The 22,526-nt window shown below is 59.6% G+C and carries 22 protein-coding genes; 4 read left to right on the forward strand and 18 right to left on the reverse strand.

Features of this window, described 5'->3' with window-relative positions; genetic code table 11:
• Positions 1 to 7: 7 nt before the first annotated feature.
• The 12 genes from GV827_RS14690 to GV827_RS14745 form a co-directional block, all read right to left on the reverse strand.
• Entirely contained in the window at positions 8 to 505 is a 498-nt protein-coding gene (locus GV827_RS14690) for an OsmC family protein (RefSeq protein ID WP_164354569.1), read from the reverse strand.
• Complete coding sequence (locus GV827_RS14695) at positions 505 to 1,431, reverse strand: BKACE family enzyme (RefSeq protein WP_164354570.1); 927 nt, start codon at positions 1,429 to 1,431, stop codon at positions 505 to 507. The genes GV827_RS14690 and GV827_RS14695 overlap by 1 nt, the downstream gene beginning before the upstream one ends.
• A gap of 3 nt (positions 1,432 to 1,434) precedes the next feature.
• A complete protein-coding gene (locus GV827_RS14700) occupies positions 1,435 to 2,211 on the reverse strand; it encodes a cyclase family protein (RefSeq protein WP_164354571.1) in 777 nt (258 codons plus the stop codon).
• Positions 2,212 to 2,228: 17 nt separating this feature from the next.
• Positions 2,229 to 3,533, reverse strand: coding sequence for a TRAP transporter large permease (locus GV827_RS14705; protein WP_164354572.1), 1,305 nt, complete (start codon positions 3,531 to 3,533; stop codon positions 2,229 to 2,231).
• Positions 3,520 to 4,053 (reverse strand): TRAP transporter small permease subunit, encoded by a 534-nt coding sequence (locus GV827_RS14710; RefSeq protein WP_164354573.1) that lies wholly within the window; start codon positions 4,051 to 4,053, stop codon positions 3,520 to 3,522. Before GV827_RS14710 ends, GV827_RS14705 begins: the two co-directional genes overlap by 14 nt.
• Positions 4,054 to 4,056: 3 nt before the next feature.
• Positions 4,057 to 5,103: a C4-dicarboxylate TRAP transporter substrate-binding protein gene (locus tag GV827_RS14715; protein ID WP_164354574.1), complete on the reverse strand. Its 1,047-nt coding sequence runs from the start codon at positions 5,101 to 5,103 to the stop codon at positions 4,057 to 4,059.
• 24 nt (positions 5,104 to 5,127) lie between these two features.
• A complete protein-coding gene (locus tag GV827_RS14720; protein ID WP_164354575.1) occupies positions 5,128 to 5,772 on the reverse strand; it encodes a TetR/AcrR family transcriptional regulator in 645 nt (214 codons plus the stop codon).
• 84 nt (positions 5,773 to 5,856) lie between these two features.
• Positions 5,857 to 7,542 carry an amidohydrolase gene (locus tag GV827_RS14725; RefSeq protein ID WP_164354576.1) on the reverse strand — a complete coding sequence of 562 codons (1,686 nt, stop codon included), beginning with the start codon at positions 7,540 to 7,542 and terminating at the stop codon, positions 5,857 to 5,859.
• 52 nt (positions 7,543 to 7,594) lie between these two features.
• Positions 7,595 to 8,614 carry an ABC transporter substrate-binding protein gene (locus GV827_RS14730; protein ID WP_164354577.1) on the reverse strand — a complete coding sequence of 340 codons (1,020 nt, stop codon included), beginning with the start codon at positions 8,612 to 8,614 and terminating at the stop codon, positions 7,595 to 7,597.
• 25 nt (positions 8,615 to 8,639) lie between these two features.
• Positions 8,640 to 9,440 (reverse strand): ABC transporter permease, encoded by an 801-nt coding sequence (locus tag GV827_RS14735; RefSeq protein ID WP_164354578.1) that lies wholly within the window; start codon positions 9,438 to 9,440, stop codon positions 8,640 to 8,642.
• The gene (locus GV827_RS14740; RefSeq protein WP_164354579.1) at positions 9,433 to 10,344 is read right to left on the reverse strand and encodes an ABC transporter permease; all 912 of its coding nucleotides are present in this window, start codon (positions 10,342 to 10,344) and stop codon (positions 9,433 to 9,435) included. Before GV827_RS14740 ends, GV827_RS14735 begins: the two co-directional genes overlap by 8 nt.
• Before the next feature lie 3 nt (positions 10,345 to 10,347).
• Positions 10,348 to 11,427 carry an ABC transporter ATP-binding protein gene (locus tag GV827_RS14745; protein ID WP_408056271.1) on the reverse strand — a complete coding sequence of 360 codons (1,080 nt, stop codon included), beginning with the start codon at positions 11,425 to 11,427 and terminating at the stop codon, positions 10,348 to 10,350.
• A 151-nt stretch (positions 11,428 to 11,578) separates the two neighbouring features.
• Here GV827_RS14745 and GV827_RS14750 point away from each other — a divergent pair, with 151 nt between their 5' ends.
• A complete protein-coding gene (locus GV827_RS14750; RefSeq protein ID WP_204325908.1) occupies positions 11,579 to 12,379 on the forward strand; it encodes a helix-turn-helix domain-containing protein in 801 nt (266 codons plus the stop codon).
• 12 nt (positions 12,380 to 12,391) lie between these two features.
• Here GV827_RS14750 and GV827_RS14755 read toward each other — a convergent pair whose 3' ends face one another.
• Genes GV827_RS14755 through GV827_RS14780 form a run of 6 tightly spaced genes read right to left on the reverse strand, consistent with a single transcriptional unit; the run spans position 12,392 to position 19,558 of the window.
• Positions 12,392 to 13,762, reverse strand: a complete 1,371-nt coding sequence (locus GV827_RS14755) for an FAD-dependent oxidoreductase (RefSeq protein WP_164354581.1) — start codon at positions 13,760 to 13,762, stop codon at positions 12,392 to 12,394.
• The gene (locus GV827_RS14760; protein ID WP_164354582.1) at positions 13,755 to 14,618 is read right to left on the reverse strand and encodes an isocitrate lyase/PEP mutase family protein; all 864 of its coding nucleotides are present in this window, start codon (positions 14,616 to 14,618) and stop codon (positions 13,755 to 13,757) included. Before GV827_RS14760 ends, GV827_RS14755 begins: the two co-directional genes overlap by 8 nt.
• Positions 14,615 to 15,235, reverse strand: a complete 621-nt coding sequence (locus GV827_RS14765; protein WP_164354583.1) for a cysteine hydrolase family protein — start codon at positions 15,233 to 15,235, stop codon at positions 14,615 to 14,617. The genes GV827_RS14760 and GV827_RS14765 overlap by 4 nt, the downstream gene beginning before the upstream one ends.
• Positions 15,232 to 17,295 carry a hydantoinase/oxoprolinase family protein gene (locus GV827_RS14770; protein ID WP_164354584.1) on the reverse strand — a complete coding sequence of 688 codons (2,064 nt, stop codon included), beginning with the start codon at positions 17,293 to 17,295 and terminating at the stop codon, positions 15,232 to 15,234. Before GV827_RS14770 ends, GV827_RS14765 begins: the two co-directional genes overlap by 4 nt.
• Positions 17,292 to 18,995: a hydantoinase B/oxoprolinase family protein gene (locus GV827_RS14775; protein WP_164354585.1), complete on the reverse strand. Its 1,704-nt coding sequence runs from the start codon at positions 18,993 to 18,995 to the stop codon at positions 17,292 to 17,294. Before GV827_RS14775 ends, GV827_RS14770 begins: the two co-directional genes overlap by 4 nt.
• The gene (locus GV827_RS14780) at positions 18,992 to 19,558 is read right to left on the reverse strand and encodes a tautomerase family protein (RefSeq protein ID WP_164354586.1); all 567 of its coding nucleotides are present in this window, start codon (positions 19,556 to 19,558) and stop codon (positions 18,992 to 18,994) included. The genes GV827_RS14775 and GV827_RS14780 overlap by 4 nt, the downstream gene beginning before the upstream one ends.
• Before the next feature lie 99 nt (positions 19,559 to 19,657).
• Between GV827_RS14780 and GV827_RS14785 the strand changes: the two genes are divergently transcribed.
• Genes GV827_RS14785 through leuD form a run of 3 tightly spaced genes read left to right on the forward strand, consistent with a single transcriptional unit; the run spans position 19,658 to position 22,493 of the window.
• On the forward strand, positions 19,658 to 20,479 hold the full coding sequence (locus GV827_RS14785) for a GntR family transcriptional regulator (RefSeq protein WP_164354587.1): 822 nt from the start codon (positions 19,658 to 19,660) through the stop codon (positions 20,477 to 20,479).
• Complete coding sequence (gene leuC / locus GV827_RS14790) at positions 20,476 to 21,882, forward strand: 3-isopropylmalate dehydratase large subunit (protein WP_164354588.1); 1,407 nt, start codon at positions 20,476 to 20,478, stop codon at positions 21,880 to 21,882. Before GV827_RS14785 ends, leuC begins: the two co-directional genes overlap by 4 nt.
• Entirely contained in the window at positions 21,882 to 22,493 is a 612-nt protein-coding gene (gene leuD / locus GV827_RS14795) for a 3-isopropylmalate dehydratase small subunit (RefSeq protein ID WP_164354589.1), read from the forward strand. Before leuC ends, leuD begins: the two co-directional genes overlap by 1 nt.
• Positions 22,494 to 22,526 lie beyond the last annotated feature (33 nt).

Raw genomic sequence — 22,526 nt, forward strand, 5'->3', positions numbered from 1 at the left:
CGATCTCTCAGTCCGCCGGAATAAATCCTTCTTCTGTCTTTAATCGATGGCGGATCGCGTTTTGCTGCCCAAGTGTCTGCTCCAGAAAGCAGCCCTTCTTTGCAGCGGCAATCAACGCAAGCTGGTCTTCGATCGGACTAGGGCTGTCCAGCAAGACGTCAATTTCAAACGACTTCGGCGCTGTCTCGTATATCCGACCCTTGGGCGTCCACTGCCAGACGACTTTGCACTCCGCTTGTAGATCGTCGATCTGCACATCCATCCTTTTCGCAAAGGCCCGCAGCTGCGTCATGATGCACCCAGTCAACCCACCAATGAACAGCGCAAGCGGTGGCGGAGCGGAGGCATCGCCGCCGTGAAACGGTCCCTCATCCGTCGCCAGGGTAAATGTCTCGTGCATCGGCTGGGTCATCTGAACGTCCAGCTCGTTGCGCATCTTGCCGACCGCCTGCCCGGCGCAGGTAAAAACGACCTCCAGCGGCTCGCTTGGTTGCTCAACGCGCATCAGAACGCCACCTCGTCCGCGCCTTTCAGCCCCAGCATCTCGCGCGCTTCGGCTGGGGTGGCAACCTCGTTGCCTTGGGTCTCCAATATCCCGCGCATCTTCTCGACCTGCTGCGCGTTGGAAGAGGCCAGCACCCCCCGCTTGATGAACAGTGAATCCTCCAGCCCCACCCGCACATGCCCGCCCATCTGGGCGGACACGGCGCCCAGCTTCATCTGCTGTGCACCGGCACCGATCACGGACCATTGGTAATCAGTCCCAAACAGCCGGTCAGCAGTCTGTTTCATAAAGACAAGATTATCGATGTTTGCCGTGATGCCGCCCAGAATACCCATCACGAACTGCAGGAATATTGGCGCCTTGAACATCCCCTGATCGACACAGAATTTCAGGTTGTAAATGTGCCCGACGTCGTAGCATTCATGCTCGAACTTCACCTGATGGTCGCCACCCAGCGTCTGCGCCACCTTGCCGATATCATCAAAGGTATTGCGGAAGATGTTCCCTACGGAGCCACGCACGTAGGCTTCTTCCCAGTCGTACTTCCATTCCTTGTACCGGTCGGCCAAGGGGTGCATCGCAAAGTTAAGCGAGCCCATGTTCAGCGAACACATCTCCGGCGAGGCCGCCACCGCCGGGGCCATACGCTCTACAATCCCGGTCGACAGGCTCCCCCCGGTCGAGATGTTCACGATGGCGTCTGTTTCTGCCTTGATGCGCGGCAGGAACTCCATGAAATGCGCCGGGTCAATGGAGGGCGCGCCGTTCGCCGGGTTGCGCGCGTGCAGGTGCAGTATGGCGGCCCCGGCCTTGGCCGCGTCGATCGCCTGTTCGGCAATCATCTCGGAATTGATCGGCAGCGCGTCCGACATGGTGGGCGTATGGATTGCGCCGGTGATGGCACAGGTGATGATGGTCTTGGCCATGGTCTATTCCTCCATGATCGCCACGGCCCGGATGAACCCGGCCGAGGCGGCTTTGATCTTGAACGGGAAGCAGGACATGGTCCAACCGGTGGCAGGCACCTGATCAAGGTTTGCCAGCTTCTCGATGTGGCAATAGCCGATGTCCATGCTGGCGCGGTGGCCTTCCCAGATGATCGACGGGTCGCCTTCTTCTGCAAACCGCTTTGCGGTCAGTGGGAATGGTGCGTCCCAGGACCACGCATCGGTCCCCGTCACCCGCACCCCCTGTTCCAGCAGATGCATGGTGGCGTCGCGCCCCATACCACACCCTTTGACCAGATAATCAGGTTTGCCATAATGCGACCCGGCAGAAGTGTTCACGACGACGATATCCAAGGGCTGCAACTTGTGCCCGATCCGCTCCAACTCTGCGTCGATGTCATCGGGCGTGACTATGTACCCATCGTCAAAATGGCGGAAATCCAGTTTCACGCCGGGATTAAAGCACCATTCCAGCGGCACCTCATCAATCGTGATCGCCCGCTCGCCCCCGTTCATGGTGGAATGATGGTGGTAAGGCGCGTCCAGATGGGTGCCGTTGTGGGTGTAGATCGTCAGTTTCTCCAAGGCCCAACCGTCACCGCCTGGCAATTGGTCAGCCGTCATGCCCGGAAAGAACCCGGCCATCTGTTCAGCAGTATCCTTGTGATCAAAGTATTCAATCTGCGGCAACATGATCTCAGGGTCAGAGGGAATGTCCGCTTCGAGCGGGACGGAGAGGTCAATGAATGTTCGGGGCATGGGCGTCTCCTCGCGTGTTACAAAAGGCCGGTCGCGATGACCGGGAAGGCGATGATCAGGGCAAGACACATCAGCATCATCAGCGCAAAAGGTGCCGCGCCCAGAAAAATATCCGACAGGCTGATGCTGTCATCGTCGAGCGTGGATTTGATGACGTAGACGGAAATGCCAAAGGGTGGCGTGAGCAGACCGATCTCGATCGCAACCACAGTGACGATGCCGAACCAGATCAGGTCCACCCCCATCGGGTTCAGGATCGGCAGCATCAGCGGGACAAGGATCAGCATGATTGACGAACTATCAAGGATCATGCCCATGAGGATCACGACCAGCACATACAGCAGGATCAGTCCCATCAACCCCAGATCGGCGGTCGCCGCCATTTGTCCAAAAGCGTTCGGCACACCCGAAAACGCAAGCATCCGCGAATACATCTGCGCTGCGATGATAAGAAAACAAACAGCGGCGGTCACAAGCCCGGTTTCGACCAGAACACGCCACAGGGCGGCAAGGTTCAAGCTGCGCTTTGCAAGTCCGATGATCAGCGCGCCGATGGCACCTACCGCACCAGCCTCGACCGGTGTGAAAAACCCGGCATAGATGCCACCCAACACAACCAGTATAAGCACGGTTAGGGGAACAGATTTGCGGATCAACTCCCGCCCCGTCAGTTTTTCGTCACCAGCACTCAGCGTTTCGCCGGTAAACTTTGGCGTGAAGGTCGCCATCAGGACGACGCCGATGGCAAAGAAGACCGACAACAAGATACCGGGTCCGATCCCGGCAAGGAAGAGGTCACCGATAGATTGTTCCGTCAACAAACCATAGAGGATCAGCAACAGTGAAGGCGGGATCAACATCCCAAGCACGGAACTTCCCGCAACCACCCCGACCGAAAAACGGCTGGTATAACCATGTCGCCGCATCTCGGGCACAGCGATTTTCGTGAATACAGCTGCGGAGGCGATGGAAATACCCGTGACCGCCGCAAAAATCGCATTCGCTGCCACCGTGCCCACGCCAAGCCCACCCTTGATCTTGCGGAACATGGCATTCGCCACGTCAAACGCGTCCCGGCCAATCCCGCTTTCCGAGACAAGAAACCCCATCAGGACGAACAGCGGAACGACCCCGAAGAAATAGCTGGCAATCGCATCGTTTGCTGCAAGACCCAGCATTTTGGCGGCCAGCAGTGGAGAGCCCTTGATCGCCCAGACCCCAACGAAAGACATCAGGATCAGGGCGATGGGCACATACATGCCCGCCATCACGAACACGCCCATGCCGCCCAGCGCCATCAATCCGATCTCAAACGGGGTCATGCGCGCCCCTCATATAGCGTCGTGCGATGCGCGCAAGGAACTGAAGCAGCAGCAGCGCGGCCCCGATCAGGATCATCAGCTTGACGGGCCACGTGGGCGCAGTGAAATCTCCTGCCGCGCCGACAAAATCACCGCGCGACCAGGATTTGATGAAAATCGGATAGGTCGCGTAAAAGATCGCACCGACAACGGTAACCGCCAACATGTCAAACAGAGTCTCCATCGCGCCTCCCAGTCTAGGAAAGCGGTTGGTGATCCGTTCAATCAACGCATCCGAACGCGTCATGCGTCCGGCTTTCAACGCCTGCGGTGCCTGCAGGAATACAATCGCAACGATCGACAGCTTCACCATCTCAGGCACGCCAGAAATCGGCGCCGAGAAAAGGTTCCGTCCCAGCACATCCGCGCCGATCAAAAGCACCAGAGCGACGATCAGCAGCGAACCCACCACGTTCGCCACCTGCGTGCAGGTGTCCAGCGCCCGCAAAGGCGCCGGATCGTTTCGAGAGGCAAGCGCCACTGTCTATTCTTTGTCCCAATCGCGCAGGGGCGTGGCACCCGCCGCCCGCATTTCCTCCATGTAGGTGGAAAGTACTTCGGTCCCGCCGGGGATTCCTTCGGCCCAGGCTTTCGCCGCGTTGTCCATACCAGCGGCCCAGGCATCACGCATGTCCTGCGGTGCATCGGTGATGGTGGCTCCTGCCCCGGCCATCGCCTCGAACGCCCCTGTTACGGCCGCTTCAAGGTTGGACACATACCAATCGCCCGTCTCTGCCGCAGCCTCGGTCATCGCGGTCTGCACCTCAGCGGGCAAGCCATCCCACCAATCCGCGTTGGCACAGATCGACCCGGCGTATTGCGCACCAAGCCCGGCGCGCGTGATATAGGGGGCCACCTCAAAAAGCTTGCCCGGCAAGGCAGCGGATGCAAAGACGATCACCCCGTCAAACACGCCTGTCTTGATCTCGTTGTAATAGGTGGTGAGGTTGCCGGACACGCCGACCGCGCCCGTCCCTTCAAGCCAGTTCAACGCCGCACCGGGTGCGCCGATCTTCTGGCCCTCCAGATCAGCGAGTGAATTCACCGGAAAGTTCGTCATCAGCAGGTAGTCGTCGATCACGATGGGCGCGCCAACATAGACCACGCCGTTGTTGTCATAGCTCGTCTGCATGTTGGCATCTTCCAACTGCAACCGGTGCATCAGGTCACTGACCTTACCAACATCATCGCTGACGAATGGCGTGTAGTATGTGACGTTCTGCGGCGCCATCTTGGCCGGATCGAACAGCGCCTGACACGTACCAAGCTCGGCCAGACCCGCCTCGACCGCTTCCAATTCCTCGCCCACCTTGGCAATGGCCCCACCGTATTGACCGGTGAAGTTGACGCTGTGATCTGTGCCCTCAAGCTTGGTATTGACCGCTGGCACAAAGACCTCATCCAGCATTTTCACCCAGCGAAAGACGGGCGGATGCCCCGCAGCAATCGTGGCATTGAATGTTTCGGCCATTGCGCCGACCGGCAGACAGGCCGCCCCTGCCAAAAGCAGTGCTCTCAGTTTTCGTGTCATGGTTTCCTCCCAGTTTCCATTGTGTCAGTCTTCTTGCGTTGCAAGGGCCATGATCCCGGCCTTTGCAAAGGTAATCAGGCCCTGCAAAATCTCTTCGGTGTCCCGCATTTCTCGCTGGCCCATCAAACGCTCCACCCGGCCATCCCTGCTGATCATCACGACGAGTGTTCCAAGGGCGAGGGTATAGGCATGCGCAGCAGTCTTTTGACTGATGTCCGGCAAAGCGCCCTGAAGCGCGCGGATGAATTCCTGCGCCGTGGGGTCATAGAATTCCTTGACCAAGGCGCGGTCGCGCTCGCGCCCGACAATCAGGCCGCCAAAAATCCGCGTATAGGATTGATCCCCACCAGCCGGACCCAGTGGTGGCCGAAAGAGCGCGTCAAGGATGCGCTCTACCGCGTCGCTGGCCGTCAGATCGACCTGCTCCAATAGGGCCTGTCGTTCGGTGTTGATCAGCTTGGACCGGCGGCGCACGACCTCGGAATAAAGGTGGTCCTTGTTGCCAAAATGGTAATGCAACAGCGCCTGAGAGACGTCAGCGCGTTGTGAGATTGCTTTCATCCCTGCGCCTTCAAAGCCGCGCTCGGCAAATTCGACCTCAGCCGCCCGGACAATACGGTCGCTTGTTTCGACCTTGCTTTGACCGCGTGTTTTTACGTCATCCCCCATATTGGAAAGGATATCCTGACTAACCGATCAGTCAACTGATTCTACCAACGCAAGGCGACCGCGAATTGTGCCGCCCGTCACCGTTCACGCGCGCTGGAAGCTCACTTTGCCGTCGCAGATCGTGGTCATCGCCTGAACACGGGGGAGGTCTATGGGATCAACCTTTGCCAAGTCCTCGCTCAGCACAACCACGTCTGCCATCATGCCGACCTTAAGCTGGCCCTTGCGATCTTCGTTGAATTCCACCCATGCGTTGGCCTGGGTATAGCTGGACAGCGTGTCATGCAGGCTTTGTGTCTGTTCACGCCAATCCGGCCCCAGATCGAGCGGCGCCATCGCAGCGCGCAGCGTATCCATCACGTCAACCTGAATGACCGGCCAGTCGGTGGAAAATACGACGCGCGCGCCACTGTCCCGGATGTCCTGCCATGCGTATGCCCCCGCGATTTGATGCGGGTGCAAGTATTGCCCGACTGCGCCGGGAGGAAAGATATGGCCCATCGGCGCATGTCCCGGCTGGATCGAGGCGACGATATCGAGTGCCGCCAGACGCGGAATATCGTCGGGGTGCATCACCTCAAGATGTTCGATGCGGTGACGGCTGTCACGCTTGCCGTTGGCCTCCCGCGCTGCCTGATATGCATCAATCGTGCGTCGTACTCCTGCATCCCCGATCGCATGGACGGCGATCTGAAAGCCGAGGCGGTCTGCCTCCTTGGTTGCCGCCACGAAATGATCCTGGGTGAATACTTCATCGCCCATATTGCCGTCTTTGCCCATGTCACCGGGATACGGCTGCAACATCAGCGCGGTGCCGCTTTCGACGACGCCGTCAATGAACATCTTCATGTGACCACACCAGACCTTGTCCCCTTGGAAGCGGTCGCGCATGGGCACACCTTCGGCGGCGATACGCGCAATATCGTCCGTACCTTTGAAATGGAACGGCACCATCGTCCGGCAATGCAAGCGGCCTTCGGCCTCAAGCTCGGACAACAGTTCCAACTGAAAGACATTGCCGTCCATCAGATGCAAGCCCGTGATCCCCTTTTCAGCGCAATGGCGCAAGCCCGCCTCGATCACGTCCTTGTCCATCTCGCGCTCTTGCGGGGTCGGCACAGGTTCCGGGTCACGTCCGGTGACCAGCCCCAGCATTTCGCGGCCCTTGTGGCGGGTCATTTCAAGGATCGGACCATAGGCACCCGGTTCCAAGAGTTCACCGTTCGCCTTGCCATCCTCGCCCATGCGGATCTCTGAACCGGCGTCTACCTCGCCTCCGTTGATCAGCCCTGCCGCCTCCAACGCGGCGGTGTTGGCCCAGACCGTGTGATGATCCGGCGAAAACATCGCCAGAGGGCGATCATCAACGATGCGGTCAAGGTCATGTCGTGTCGGTGTCTTGCCCGTGCCAAGAATGCCGTAGTCCGCCATGACGCAGAACACGAGGTCCGCGTCAGGATTTTCCTCTGCGTAAGGTCGGATGCGCTTGGTCATCTCGCTCAGCCCGCTGACCCCGTAAAGGTTCAGGCAGGACAGTTCGAACGAACCACCGAACAGATGCACATGACTGTCGATGAAGCCGGGCATGACTGTACCGCCCCTTGCATCAATCACCTTCGTGCCGTCAGCCGCCTGTTCGGTTATCTCGGCATCCGTGCCGACGGCCGTGATCGTCCCCCCAGTAATCGCTAGGGCCGTGGCCGCCGATTGTTCCGGATCGAAGGTGATCAGCGTACCGTTGTGGATGATGATATCGGGGCTGGCTGTCATGGCGGCTCTCCAAATGGAAACGGCCCCGGTGCTGCACCGGGGCCGAAAGGTCTTACTTCTGAAGCTCTGTCCAGATCGCGGTATAAAGCTTGGTCGCCTCAGGCGGGCAGGTCTTGGCAACATAGGCCGCCGCTTTGAGGTTTTCAGGCACCACAACTTCAGGCGCCGTTTTCATATCCTCTGGCATGAACTCTTCCGAACCCTTGATGCCGTTGGCATAGCGCGCAAAGGACGACAGCATCGCGGCATTCTCAGGGTCCATGATGAAGTTGAGGAAGGTCTTGGCCTCCTCCACGTTCTGCGCGTCAGAAAGGATAGCCGCATTGTCCATCCAGACAGGGTAGCCTTCCTGCGGATAGCCGAAGGCGATGTCCGCATTCTGGTTTCTTGCGCGGAACGACGCGCCATTCCAGTTCACCCCGGCAGAGAGATCGCCCTTGGCGTATTTCTCGATATTGCCATAATCCATCGACAGCCAGTGCGGCTTGGCGGCCTGCAGGATGTCGCGCACCTTCTTGAGGACTTCCTTATCCGCCGTACACTGTTCGCCGCCCGCGTATTGGATCGCCATACCCATCACATCGTTCATTTCCGGCACAACGTTGATCTTGCCCTTCAGCTCTTCCGGCGGGTCAAAGATCAAAGCGGCGGTATTGATGTCGCCGCCGTAAACGGCGGTGTTCACCGTGACACCCACCGTACCCCACTGCCATGGAACGGTATACTTGCGGCCCGGATCGAAATCCACATCCACCCACTGCGGGTCCATGTGCTTGAAATTCTCCATCTGGTTCGGATTGCTTTCCATCAGCAAACCTTCGCCTACGAAGATCGGGATATAGGTGCCCGATGGCACGACGATATCGAACCCATGACCGCCTGCCTTGATCTTGGCCAGCGCGGTGTCATTGCTGTCATAGTCGGTGATCGTGACCTTGATGCCGGTCTCTTTCTCGAACTTTTCGATCATCTCCGGACTTGTGTAGTTTCCCCAGTTGAAGATGTTCAGCTCGCCTTCGGCAAAGGCCGGGCTGGCCAGCGCCAGTATCATGGCCGTCAGTGTCTTTTTCATTTGTTTTTAACTCCCTTTGGTTGGCTTAGTTCTTGATCTTGCTCAGCACCGTAAAGGCGATCACGAATGTGACCGAGATGCCAAGAAGCACGGTCGAGATCGCATTGATCTCGGGCGTCACAACCCGGCGCAACTGGCCGAGCATATACGTGGGCAGCGTATCCTGCCCGGCGGATTTTACAAATTCGGTGATCACCACGTCATCAAGGCTGATCACGAAGGCCAGCATCGCTCCGGCAAGGATACCGGGCCAAAGCTGCGGCAGGGTGATGCGGCGAAACACCTGAAAGGGCGTGGCGTAAAGATCGGCGGCGGCCTGCTCCAGGCTCAGGTCCATACCCTGAAGACGCGCGCGGATCGGCAAATAGGCGAAGGGGATGCAGAACGCGGAATGCGCGATGATCAGATAGGCAAGCCCGGTGTACCCGGTTGCGACCTTGATCATCGCAAAGAAAATCAGCAGCGCAACGGCAGTCACAATCTCGGGCACCATCAAGGGCTGGTTGATCATGGCAAAGACCGCCGACTGTCCCTTGAACTTGCGGGTTCTCGTGGTTGCAAGTGCGGCCAGTACCGCCACCGACGTGGAAATCCCCGACGCCCAAAGCGCGATGATCAGGCTGCGCACGGTCGCCTCTTGCACCTGCTCGTTCTGCCACGCCGACTGATACCAGCGCCAAGAGAACCCTTCCCAGATCGCAATCGAATTACCGGAGTTAAACGAATAGACCACCAACAGGATGATCGGCATGTAGAGCAGCACGAAACACGTCACGGCGATGGTGGTGAACCCGGTCTGGCGGCGGATGTTGAACGGGCTAGCCATGGCGCGGATCCTCGTCCCCGGCGGTGCGCACGTAAGCCATCAGGGCGACCATGACGATGGCCAGCAGCGTGATCGACAACGCCGCGCCCAGCGGCCAGTTGCGCCCCTGTCCGAACTGCAATTCGATCAGGTTGCCGATCATCAGCTGATTGCCCCCGCCCATGACGCGCGGCGTCACGTAAGCCCCCAGCGATGGTACGAAAACAAGGATCGACCCGGCAATAACACCGGGCTTTACCAGCGGCAGGATCACACGCCGCAACACCTGAAACCGGCTCGCATAAAGATCATAGCCCGCTTCGACCAGGCTGAAGTCGAGCCGCTCCATTGAGGCATAAAGCGGCAACACCATCAGCGGCAGATAGACATAGACCATACCGACAAGGATCGAAAACTCGGTAAACAGCATCTGGATCGGCTCATCAACGATGCCCAGCGCAATCAGAACCGTGTTCACCGTGCCCTCGTTCCGGATCAGCTCCACCACTGCAAACGTACGGATCAGAAGGTTCGTCCAGAAAGGAATGATGATCAAAAGCATCCACAGATCGCGCTGCTTTTTCGGGCGTGTCGCGATGAAATAGGCCGTCGGAAACCCGAAAAACAGACACAGCACCGTCGTCATCAGCGACAATTTCACCGACCGCCAGAAAATGCTCAGATGGGCATCGGAAAAGCCAAGCGTGTCCTCGAAAATGTCCCTCTCCATGAAGACGTTGAACCACGCCGACCAAGAGAACTGCCACTCGACCCCACCGTAATCGCCGGGTGTCAGGAAGGAATAAACCAGCGTGATCAGCAGCGGACCACTGGCCGCGAAAACCAGGATGACCAGCGCCGGGGCCAGCAACAGCCAGCGGGTGCGGGCAGCGCGTCTGTCAGCGGCGGTGGTCAGGTCAGCCATATATCAATCCCTCAGCACCTGACCGACGTCCGGCGCAAAACTGATGCTGACCATATCTCCGGTCGCCAGATCGTCCGCCCGGTCTGGGCGGTTCTGTTGACGCACAACAAAGGCGGTCCCGTCTGGCAGCGCCACGTGGTAATGGGTATCCGTCCCGAAATAGACGACTTCGCCCAGCGTACCAGATAACAGCCCGCCTGACCCAGCCTCGATACCCGCATGCTCGGGCCGAATGGCAAGCGTGACACTTCCGGCAACGTCAGCCCCCTCCGGTGTGCGTGCGGCAATCGTCTGCCCCGATGCCAAGCGCACCATCGCAGTCTGCCCTGCGACCGAGACCACATCCGCTTTCAGGAAATTCGTATCACCTATGAAATCAGCCACGAACCTTTCCGCCGGATGGTCATAGATATCGCGCGGCCCGCCGATCTGGCGGATGGTTCCGGCGCTCATCACCGCAATGCGGTCGGACATGGTCAGTGCTTCTTCCTGATCGTGGGTGACAAAGATGAACGTGATGCCCGTCTCGGTCTGCAGACGTTTCAGCTCCAGTTGCATGTCCTTGCGCAGCTTGAAATCCAGCGCGCTAAGCGGCTCGTCCAGCAAAAGCACCTTGGGCTTGGGGGCAAGGGCTCGCGCCAGCGCCACCCGCTGCTGCTGGCCCCCGGATATCTGCGACGTCTGGCGATCCGCCATTTCGGTCATTTTCACCAGCGCCATCATTTCATCGACAGTGGCGGCAATCTCGGCCTTGGGTTTACCCAGCATCTCAAGCCCAAAGCTGATGTTTTGCGCCACCGTCAGATGCGGAAACAGCGCGTAGCTTTGAAATACTGTGTTGATGGGCCGCTTGTAGGGCGGCAATTCAATCAGGCTTTGCCCATGCATCTCAAGGCTGCCGCTTGTCGGGTTCTCGAAGCCGGCGATCAGGCGCAGAAGCGTGGTCTTGCCACACCCCGAAGGTCCCAGCAGCGTGAAAAACTCATTGTCCCTGATCTGGATACTTGCGTCCGCCAAGGCAACGACAGGGGGTTGCCCCGGATAAACCTTGCGCAGATTGCGCACGTTGATGGCGGTCGTCACGTATTGGCACCTCACCCCAGTTCGCCTGTCCATGAAACCCCCGCGCGGGCCTGTTTGCCAGACGTAAGACGATCATCGCGCCAAATAGACTGGTCAAAAATACCCCCACAGGGGTAGATTGATTAGGTTTTAGGCTGCTGAAGGGGTAGAAATGGCCGTGCAGTTGATGCCCAGAGACATTCAGCGTCTGCAAAAGGCGATGGCACAGGTGCGAGACGAATCGTTTTTCCGCAGCTTCCGCAACCTCCTGCGCGCCCGGCTTTCGTTCGATACCTTTCTCATCCTGATTTTTCCCAAGGACGGCGCACCGGAACCGCTGGAGACATGGATCAAAGACCCCGTTCTGGCGCATAATTATCCGCGTCTTTACACCGCCGGTGCCTACCGGCTTGATCCATTCTTTCAATACCGAAACCAGATCGGCGATGGCGGCTTGTACCTGTTGTCAGAGATTGCCCCGGACCGTTTCTTTGCGGGCGAGTATTACCTTCAATACTACAAACAGACCAAGATCATCGGCGAGGTGGGCTTGCTCGTCCCGCTGTCTGACGGATCGGTTGGCCATCTGTCTTTCAGCCGCCGTGAGGGACGCGGGACGTTCAAACGCAAAGAAGTAAACTGCCTCAAGCAGGCCAGCCCCATCCTTCTTGAATTGCTACGCCAGCATTGCGAACACCGCATGGCCCTGCGCAGCACCCAAGGTCCTGACAATAAGTCCAGACCACTGGAAGACCTAATTCGTGCGCATGTCGCAGAAAGCCAAAAGCCGCAATTGACGCGGCGCGAGGCTCAGATGGCGGGGTTAATTCTACAGGGGCATTCCAACCTCTCCGCAGCACTTAGCCTTGGAATATCGCGCGAGACAGCGAAAGTGCATCGCCGCAACATCTATAGGAAGTTGCAAATTTCCTCGCAGACCGAACTCTTTGTGCTCTTGGCAGACCTCTTCTGAAACATGGTGCTCTCAGACAGGCTTGGCACGCCCCGCTATACGCCCCAGCACCACCGCACTCAGCAATCCATTGCCTGACAGATAACCGCTGTCGCCCCGCCCTGACACGCCACAGGCCGCACCACCCCCGGCGAAAAGGTTGAAAAATACGCTACCGTCCTCTCGCACGACCTGACAACGCTCATTCACCCGCAATCCGCCCTGCGTGTGGAACAACGCCCCTGTGACACGCACGCCGCAGAAAGGCGCTTCAAGCGGCGGGCCGGAAAAAGTTCGGCCAAAGTCATCCGTGCCATCGAGGGGCAACGCCTGAATGGTTTCGGTCAACGTGTCAGCAGGCAGCCCCAGATCCTCGGCAAGTGCATCAAGCGTATCATGCATCCGTATGGCACCAACGGCCTTGGCCTGCTTAAAATCCTCGAATTGCTCCGCAATCGCGGCGATCCGCGCGTCGAAAATGGCGAAAGCCTCGCCGCCGGGCTGGCTCAACACCGCACGGGCCGCTTCGGAATAGCCCTGCGCCTCGTTCCAAAAGCGTTCGCCATTGCGATTTACCTGCACGCCACCTTGGGTGATCACCGCCCATGTAATCAGGATCCCATGAGGATGGGCCACATTGCCGTGACCTTGATAAGCACCAAGATGATCCAGTGCCGCGCCCAGTTCGGCACCCCACCGGATCGCTTCGCCTTGATTGCCGCCATGACCGAACCACAGGCCGTCCTTGATCTCGGGCATATGCGCGGCCACCAGATCGCTGTTTCCCCCAAATCCGTTGCACGCGAGAATGAGTTTGGCACAGCCAATCGTCTCTACCCCGCCGTCAGGGCGTTCGACCCGTATGCCACGGACCTGATCCTTGTCTCGGAAAAGCGTCGTCGCCCGACGCTCGCAGATGATGTCGATGCCCGCGTTTTCACACGCCGCCCGCAGGGCATTCACCAGCTCTGCCCCCGCCCGCGTTGGCAAGCCGTGCATCCGACGGCGGCTGTGGCCCGGATAGTCAAAGTTCGTCACGACCGAGAACGGCAAGCCATGCCGCTCCATCAGCCAGTCAATTGCTTCGGCGGCGTTTTGCGCCATCAGATCAACCAGCGCCGGATCGTTTTCCCCATGCGCCTTGGCCTGAATGTCTTGCGCGAACAACGCGGCATCGTCTTCGATTCCCGCCTTCTGCTGCACCTTGGTCCCAGCGGCAGGGATCAGCCCGGCAGAAAGCGCCGTAGATCCGCTTGGCACCGCGTCTGCCTCAATGACCAGTACTTCCTGTCCTGCTTCCTGCGCCGACAGTGCCGCAACCAGCCCACAGGCCCCGGCACCGATGATCAGCGTCTCGCAATCCAGATCAAAGGCAGAGGGCGGGGAAGAGACAAGATCAGTCATCGCGGCTGTAGCGCTCCCCTTTTTCAAGCATCGCGGCGGTTCCGATCACGTCGTTCAGACCATCGAAATCAAACATCCGGTCCGAGAAAGGACGGTTGCTGCCATTGGCCCGCAAGCTGCCGTAATAATCTTGAGCGGTCCGTGCGATGGCGCGGACGATGCCGCCCGGAAAAATCGCGATGGAAAAGCCACGGTCCTGAAGATCAGCAGCATTCGTGATGGGCGTCGCACCGCCTTCGACCATATTGGCCAGCAGTGGCACACGATCTCCGAACATATCCGTAATCTTGGCCATTTGCTCGTGCGACTGCGGTGCCTCGATGAACAGCACGTCAGCCCCGGCCTCAAGATAGCGTCCGGCACGATCAAGCGCCGCATCCAGTCCCTCGACCGCAATCGCATCCGTGCGTGCAACGATCAGCGTCTCCTCCGACCGACGGGCATCGGCCATTGCCTGCACCTTGCCCACCATCTCGCCTGCCGGAATGAGGGACTTGTCTTTCAAGTGACCGCACCGCTTGGGATAGGTCTGATCCTCGACCTGCAAGGCAGAAGCCCCGGCTCGCTCGTAGAGCCGCATCGTCCGTTGTGCATTCAACGCGTTGCCGAATCCGGTATCCGCATCAATGATCACCGGCAGATCAACCCTGTCCGCGATCAGGGTCATCGTGTCGGCCATTTCGCTGACTGACGTCAGGCCAATGTCGGGGCGGCCCAACCGGGTATAGGCAACCGCCGCACCGCTCAGATATAGCGCCTCGAACCCGGCTGCCGCGGCCAGTGACGCGGTCAGACCATCATAAACGCCCGGCGCCACCACGATTTCTTTGCGCGAAAGCCGCGCCTTAAGGCTCATGCCCCGCCCTCCAGCCAGTCAAGCGTGTCCGCACAGGTCATCTGATGGGTCACCGTTCCAAGGGATAGTATCGTTGCGTCATGGACATCCTGCCGGAATGCCGCGCACCCGTCTGTCAGCATCACCGTTTCGATATTGCGCAGATGCGCGTCCCGCAGGGTCGAGGCGACGCCGCCATTCGTGACAATCCCCCCGACGATCAGATGCTCTATGCCCATCGCCCGCATGATGTACTCTAAACGGGTCTGGTAAAAGGCAGAGTAGGCGACCTTTTCGATGACGAAATCCGCCGGATGGAGCGTGTCAACGACCGTATGTCCAAAGCTCCCCGGCTCAAAGTCACCCTTGCCCAGAAACGGGCGAAGTTCCTTGAGATGCGGTGCGATCAGCGGCTCACCGTCTGGCCCCGGCACCAGTGTGAATTGCGCCGAGATATAATGCCCGCCCTGCGACCGCAACGCCTTGACCAGCGGTGCCACGCGATCAGGCAGCGCTGCGATGCTCGGCGCGCCCTGCCCCGCCCGGCCATAGGCTCCTTCGGGATGGATAAAGTCATTCTGCAGATCAATCGTCAGCAGCGCTGTCTTTTTCAGGTTCCAGCTTTTCGGGTCGCTCATGCTTTGCCCTCCGCAGGTTCGATGATTGTGTTCCCGAAACTGTCAACGCGGCCCTGCAGATGGGGTTCGATCAATACAGTCGTATCGGGCTGTTCCAGAATGGCGGGGCCGGTGATCACTGTCCCGACCGGCAGGGCCAGACGGTCATAGATCGCCGTTTCATGCCAATCGTCTTCGAAATGCACCTGCCTTTTTGATTTTGGCACCGCCTCTCCGCTGGTGGTTGGCGCAAGGGTGGACAGATCAAACTTGGGCCGCTTGCCCGTCACTGCGCTGCGCAGGTTCAGAATCCGCCGGGTGCCGCCCTTGAGAAGCCTGCCAAATGTCCCCTGATACGCCGCGTCAAATGCCTTCTCGATTTCGGCCTTGCTGGGCGGCGTGACCTGCCAATCCTGCACCGCAACCGTCAGCGGCACAGCAACCGTGTGCGTCTGACCGACATAGGCCATGTCCAGCTCAAAGCTGACTTCGCGGGCCTCAAACGTCGTGCGTGCTGCATCCAGCAGGGCCATCCCCTGATCGGTGTGGGATTGCATGTAGTCCCCCAGTGCCGCCTCGTTCAATCCGGACACCAGCGTGTTGATCGTCTGCACGAAATCCTGCCGCATGTCCGCGATCACGCAGCCCATGGCCGAGGTCACACCGGGATAGCGCGGCACGATGGCACGCGCGATGCCAACCTCCGCCAGCATAGCGCCCGCATGCAGTGCGCCGCCACCGCCGAAGGGCATAAACGCAAAGCGTTTCGGATCAAATCCGCGTTCGATACTGACAAGGCGGATGGCACCAGCCATGCGGCTGTTGGCCACTTTCAGGATCGCCTCTGCCGCCTGCATGGTCTCAAGCCCCAGTGGCTTGCCGACATGTTCATCGATCGCCTTTTTTGCCGCCTCTACGTCCAGCCGCTCCAGTTTTCCGCCGATGGGATTGTCCGGGTCGATCCGTCCCAGAACGACATTTGCGTCGGTCACCGTGGGCCGGGTATTGCCCTGACCATAGGCCACCGGTCCGGGCGTTGATCCTGCACTTTCCGGACCGATGTTCAGCAGTCCACCCTTGTCGACCCAGGCAATGGACCCACCACCCGCACCGATCGTCGTAATCTCGATCATCGGCGCACGGACCACCATTCCGAAATCAATCGAGGTCTGGGGCGACAGCATCGAGTGACCTTCCGCGATCAACGACACGTCGAAACTGGTGCCGCCCATGTCGCCGGTGATGATGTTATCAAAGCCTGCCGACTGCGCGATATAACCCGCTGCGATCACCCCGGCCGCAGGGCCAGACAGGGCCGTGCGTACAGGAAGACGGCAGGCGGTATCGACAGCCATGACCCCGCCATTCGACTGCACGATCATGAACTCACCGTCGAAACCTCCGCGTTTCAGCGCGTCTTCGAGGCGGCCAAGGTAGCCGGAGACTTCAGGCTGCAAATACGCGTTGAGCGCCGTGGTAGAGAACCGTTCGAATTCGCGGATTTCCGGCAGGATTTCAGAGGATGCCGAAACATGCGGATTGGGCCAGATCTCTCGAACCGCCGCAACTGCCGCCGCTTCATTGCTCGGGTTGGCATAGGAATTGGCAAAGAGGATAGAGACTGCCTCGCATTTCTGATCCAGCAATTGCTCAGCCGCCTTGCGCACGGCGTCCAGATCGACAGGCGTGCGAATGTCGCCACTGGCCAAGGTTCGCTCCGGCACCTCAAGGCGGTCACGCCGATCCACGACCGGCTCGAAATCACCGCGCAGACCCCATGTCCTTGGCCGGTCGCGGCGACGCATCTCAAGCACATCGCGCAGACCTTCGGTGCAGATCACACCCGTCTTGGCACCCTTGCGTTCCAACAGCGCATTGGTGCCCGCCGTCGTCCCATGCACAACGACCGAAATTTCAGACAGGTCGGATACTTCGCGGCCAATGCCATCCAGAAAACCACCGGACTGGTCGGGCCGTGTCGTTGGCACCTTGGCCACGGCAGCAGTGCCGTCTGTTTCATTCAGAACGAACACATCCGTAAAGGTGCCGCCCACATCCACGCCGATCATGCGTCCACTCATTGGCCTGCCTCCCGCCATGCGGTGCCGTATGTTTCATCCGCCATGTCTGCACTCATCAACCCGCGCGCGACATCCCTTGCGATACTGTCCGCCACCCGCTCCTTGGCGCTGCCATATCCGCCACCGCCCGGCGTTTCCAGCCGAACCGCCTGCCCCTGTCTCAGCTTGATGCCGAGCATCTTCGAGGCCAGCGGCGGGGTGTCCCAGCCATCGTCCTGTTCAAATGAGAAGACGTTGAGCGCAGCATCGCCGCCGCCCGCGATGCCCTTCGGTGCAAAGCGTCCGCGCTCTCCGAACAGAAAGGCCTCCGCGCCATTTTCTTCAAGCACCTCGATTTCGTAAACCGCACCAACCCCGCCGCGATGCTTACCGGCTCCGGCACTGTCAGGCCGCAGCGCCCATTGCCGGAACATCACCGGATAGGCGGCTTCGAGAATTTCCATCGGCGGAATTGTCGCCGTCGAAATCGGCGCATTGCCATGGTTCAGCCCATCGCTCTCGGGCGACCCACCGTGACCACCGCCGTAGAAAGAGAACATGACCCAAGGCTGCCCATTGCTCCGTTTGCCCGCAATCGACAGCGCATTGATCGTTCCGTACGCGTTGGCCACCACGCGGTCCGGTGCGGCCTGAGAAAATGCGCAGAACATCACGTCGATCATCCGCAGGATTGTTTCGGTATATCCCCCCGTAGGTGCAGGAAACTCAGCCGACAGGAGCGAGCCTTCGGGCACTTTGACCTCGATCGGTCGCATGACACCCGCGTTGGCCGGCAGCCCCGGAAAGATGTGCTTGATCGCCACATAGGCGGTGGCCACCGTTGTGGGCAGCGCGATGTTCACGGGGCCTGCACATTGTGGCGCGGACCCCTCGAAATCCAATGTCATCCGGTCGCCACGGATCTCCATCGCCACCTTGATCTTGAGCGGCTCATCGGTGATCCCGTCATTGTCGAGGAAATCCTCGGCCTCCCAGCGTCCGTCGGGCAGCCCCTCCAGCTCGGAACGCATCAGAGCCTCGGCCCTGTGGCCCAGCGCGTCCAGCGCCGCCGCCACCGTCTCGGCCCCGTATTCATCCAGCAATTCGTCCATCCGCTTGATCCCCAGATCCAGCGCACCCATCTGGCCATTCAAATCGCCCATCGCGGATTGCGGCAAACGCGTGTTGCGCAGCAGGATGTCGATGATGTCCTGATTGACCTGTCCGGCCTTCGCCAACTTGACAGGGGGCAGAATGAAAGCCTCCTGAAAAACCTCGGTCGCCGCCGGATTATAGTTTCCAGGAACCGCGCCGCCCACGTCATGCCAATGACCGACAGAGGCCAGATAGCAAAACAGCTTCCCGTCCCGGAAATAGGGCCGCACCAAGCGCATGTCGCTCAGATGCGTGCCGCCGATATGGGCATCATTGAAAATGTAGATGTCCCCGTCTTCAAGATCGCCATCCGCGGCCGCTTTCTCGATCACGGCCTGCACGGCAAAGGCCATAACGCCCACAAAGATCGGCAAGCCCGACTTGCCCTGTACCAGCGTGTCGCCAGTCGCCGCATGGTAGAGACCATGACTTGCGTCATGTGCCTCGGCGATGATCGGATTGAAGGCCGCACGAAACAGAGTTGCATCCATTTCATCGGCGATCTGTTCCATCCGGCCTGCAAGGACAGATAGTGTGATCGGGTCGATTTCGGTCTTGCTGGTCATGCCTTGCCCTTTACCTCTGCAATGTCATTCCACACGTCTTGCCGCGTGATCTTGCCGCCATTGACCTCGAACCGGTCGATAAAGCGGATACCCTCGAAAGCTGTGCCATGCGGCCATTCGCCCGCCAGCGTGCCGCGACAGTAGACAAGCGCCGGCGCGCCCTCTGACTGCATCGCGTCAAATCCCTCGTAGGTCTTGGTTACAAAACGATAGCGCGGCGCGGCCCAGTCGATCAGTTCTTGCAGTTCCGTCATCGGGGCCGCACCCGGAAATTGCATCACGAACCCTTCGCCCAGCATGGCCGTTGCGGCAGGCAGGTCGCGCGCCTCCATTGCTGCAAGATAGGAATGCACTAATTCTTTCGGATCAGGCAATGCTGGCGCGCCGCTGCGCTGGGTCCGCCCCCGGTAATAGTCCTCGGTAGGCATCTCGTGGATCATGACGGTAATCGCCTCGGGCGGTGCCGGCACAACGAATCGCACCGCGTCCGTCAGGGCCTCACCAAGGCGGCGTTTGTCCTCAGGCCCATAGCCCTCAAGCACATGCAATTCGACAATCGGCATCGCACCCTCCCAAAATCTGTATTATCTATAATACTAATTTAAGTGATCTGTTAAGACAATAACTTGCGTTTTTCCAAATCGCAGTTAAGGTCATCGCAAATGAGGGGAGTCTCGGACGTGCAGACAAACAGGGCAGATACGCTTCCTGAGGGTGCCAAGGCACAGCGCGTCTACCTGTCGTTGCGCGATCAGATTACCGGAGGTGCGTTGTCGAATGGCGACAGCCTTCCGGGCGAACAACGGCTGGCCGAAACCTTCGGTGTCTCCCGTGTGACCGTGCGCCGTGCGCTGGATGCCCTGGCAGGGACCGGTCTGATCGAACGGCGCGCAGGCAGTGGCACGACCGTGCGAAACGGCCAAGGCGAAGACAAGCCTGTGGCGATGAACTTTACCACCCTGATGCCGCAGCTTGTCGAGATGGGCCACAGCACCACTGCTAGGCTTTTGTCTTTCTCCTACGGCACAGCACCGGATTTCGTCGCCCGCGCCATGGGTCTTGCCGCCAATGACGAAGTGCAGATCGCAACCCGCGTGCGCAGCGCCGACGACACGCCCTTCTCGCATCTGACCACCTACGTCCCGGCCGCAATTGCACGCAACTATTCAGAAGATGATCTGGCCAGCCAGCCGCTGTTCGCGCTGCTGGAACGCAGCGGTGTTGAAATCGAAGAAGCGCACCAATCCGTATCCGCCACGCTGGCCGGACCGGAGGTTGCCGACGCGCTGGGGATTGCTGTCGGATCCGCCCTTTTGTCGCTGCGCCGCGTCGTGCGTGACATCAATGGCAACGGCGTGGAATACCTTTCGGGCCTGTATCGCCCGGACATGTTCCGCCTCGAAATGCCGCTGACCCGCGTCGGTCAGGGTGCAGCGCGGCACTGGGAACCGGCCATCGGCCAAGACGGCGAGGGCACCGCATGACTGCCCCCCGCACGCTTCTCGATAAACTCTGGTCGGCGCATGAGATTCTCTTGCGCGAAGACGGCACATCCCTGCTCTGGGTTGATCGGCATCTTGTGCATGAAGGCTCGCACCATGCCTTTGCCAAACTCGCCGCACGCAATGCGAAGGTCGCCGAGCCTGACCTGACTTTCGGGGTCGTCGACCACTATGCGCCGACGCGCGACCGCGACAAGGGCATGGCCCCGGACATTGCCCGGATGATCAAGACACTGACCCGGAACGCCGAGACCCATGGAATCCGCCTGTTTGATCTAAGAGACCCCGGCCAGGGCATCGTGCATGTGATCGGCCCGGAACAGGGGCTGACCCTGCCCGGCCTTTTGATCAATTGCGGTGACAGTCATACATCCACTCACGGCGCGTTCGGCGCGCTTGCCTTTGGCATTGGCGCGACCGAGGTGGCGCATGTGCTGTCAACGCAAACAATCTGGCAGAAAAAACCAGACGCCATGCGTATCACCGTTAACGGTGACCTTGGTCCGGGCGTGTCCGCCAAGGACATCGCTTTGAACTGGATTGCCAGACTGGGCACCGGGGGCGCACAGGGACACGCGGTCGAATACACGGGCAGCACCATCCGCAACCTCAGCATGGAAGGCCGGATGACGCTCTGCAATCTGTCGATCGAGGGCGGTGCGCGCTTTGGCATGATCGCGCCGGACGACACGACCTTTGCCTACCTCAAAAACCGGCCTTTCGCGCCAAGAGCGTCAGACTGGGATGCGGCGATTGTGGCGTGGAAAGAACTGCAATCAGACACAAACGCCGTGTTTCACCGCGACGTGTCCATCGATGCGGCAGAAATCTCGCCCACGGTCACATGGGGCACAAGTCCCGAGCAGGCCGTCCCGGTCGATGCCACAATTCCAGACCCTGCGAGCCTTTCGAACGGAAAATCCGCCGCAGCCGAGGCCGCGCTGGACTACATGGGGCTCACATCGGGCAAGCCAATCGCAGGCACCCCGGTTGATCAGGTCTTTATCGGTTCCTGCACCAACGGCCGGATCGAGGATCTTCGCGCGGCAAGCGCTGTCCTCAAAGGGCGTAAGGCCAAGGTACCTGGAATCGTCTCACCCGGCTCTGCCCTCGTCAAAGCGCAGGCCGAACAGGAGGGTCTGGACCGCATTTTTATTGACGCGGGCCTTGAATGGGTCGCCTCCGGCTGTTCGATGTGCGTGGGCATGAACGGCGATCTTGTGGAAAGCGGCAAACGTTGTGCCTCTTCCACCAACCGCAACTTCCGGGGTCGGCAAGGCCGCGGCGCACGCACGCATCTGATGTCGCCCGCCATGGTCGCGGCTGCCGCTGTGCAGGGTGAGATTACAGATGTGCGCCCTCTGCTGATAGATCGGGCGGCATGATGGCGGGTTGGCGGACACATACCGGCACCGCCCTGCTGCTGCCGCTCGACAATGTCGATACGGACCAGCTTATCCCGGCGCGTTTCATGTCAACGCCGCGCAGCGAAGGCTACGGGAAATACCTGCTGCACGATCTGCGCCACGACGAGGAAGGCGTGCAAAAGCCTGACTTTCCTCTCAATACCTGCCCAAATGCATCCATCCTTGTCGCGGGCCGCAACTTCGGCAGTGGTTCGTCGCGCGAAGCAGCCGTCTATGCCTTGGTCGACGCGGGCATTCGCGCGGTCATCGCGCCCAGCTTTGGCGATATCTTTGCCAGCAACGCGGTGAACAACGGCCTGCTGCCTGCGCGTGTCGACGAGGATGCCGCATCAACGCTGCACGCGGCGCTTGCCAACAATCCCAGCGAGGTCACCATCGATCTTAACACAGGGACCGTGACGCTGGGCCAGCACACCATTGCTTTTGCGCTGCAAAACAACTGGCGTACGAAACTCATCAACGGATGGGACGACATCGACCTGACCCTGCAACATGCGGACGCGATCCGCAGCTTCAGGGACAGCAGACATTCGACCGATGGTTGGGCATGGCCCGCCACGCCGAATTGAGAACGGCCAGCTTGCTGGCAAAACCGGGCACGA

The sequence above is a fragment of the Sulfitobacter sediminilitoris genome (assembly GCF_010667575.1).
Taxonomy (GTDB): Bacteria; Pseudomonadota; Alphaproteobacteria; order Rhodobacterales; family Rhodobacteraceae; genus Sulfitobacter; species Sulfitobacter sediminilitoris.